This window comes from Aeromonas sp. ZOR0002, from assembly GCF_963866995.1.
GTDB lineage: Bacteria > Pseudomonadota > Gammaproteobacteria > Enterobacterales > Aeromonadaceae > Aeromonas > Aeromonas caviae.
The window spans coordinates 1-732 of record NZ_CAWMFQ010000286.1 but is presented as its reverse complement, the minus strand read 5'-3'; the positions used below and the strand labels follow the sequence as shown (position 1 = coordinate 732).

Here is a 732-nt window from a genome sequence, read left to right as displayed (position 1 = left end):
TGCTGCCCGGATGGGGGCAGCAGGCCGCAGAGCGCCTCGATGTGGGCATCCCGCTTGAGCACCTCGAAGCGGGTGCGGATCTCGTGGATCCTGTCGTAAATGGTCTCGAGCTTGGTCGCCTTGTCCACCACGAACTCCGGGGTGGTGACCTTGCCGCAGTCGTGCAGCCAGCTCGCGATATGGATGGCCTCCCACTCCTCTTCGTTGAGCCGGAAATCGGCAAAGGGCCCCGTCTGCTGTGCGCAGGCAGCCTGGGTCAGCATCCTGGCCAGTTCCGGCACCCGCTGGCAGTGGCCGCCGGTGTAGGGGCTCTTTGCATCGATGGCACCGGCGATGAGCTCGATGAAGGCTTCCAGCAACTGCTTCTGCTCCTCCAGCAGGCGCTGGTTTTCGATGGCGGAGGAGGAGGTGCCCGCCAGCGCCTCGATGAGGCTGATGCGCGAGGCCAGTTCGCGGGGCGAGCAGTCTGGCAGGATCAGCAGCAGGCAGCCGATCAGCTCCTGACGGTGGTTGTGAAGGGGTTCGACCAGCAGTTGGCAGGCACCGGGGAAGGGGCCCCAGTCGCTGAGGTAGCGGGCCCACTGTGCCTCGTCGAGGGGCAGGCAGAGGCGCTCCGTGTGGTAGAGACCGCCGAGCAGCGCCCCCTGCCACTGTACCTGTTCGCACGCCAGCGGCTGCCCCTGCCAGATGGCGTGAACGGCCTGCATCTCGCTCTCCTGGGCCAGGAAGAGG

Annotated in this window: 1 protein-coding gene; it reads right to left on the bottom strand. The window is 66.7% G+C overall.

What is annotated here, in order from left to right; genetic code table 11:
* A partial coding sequence (locus tag AACR77_RS15505) for a hypothetical protein (RefSeq protein ID WP_042882647.1) occupies window positions 1–732 on the bottom strand: 732 nt, incomplete at both ends.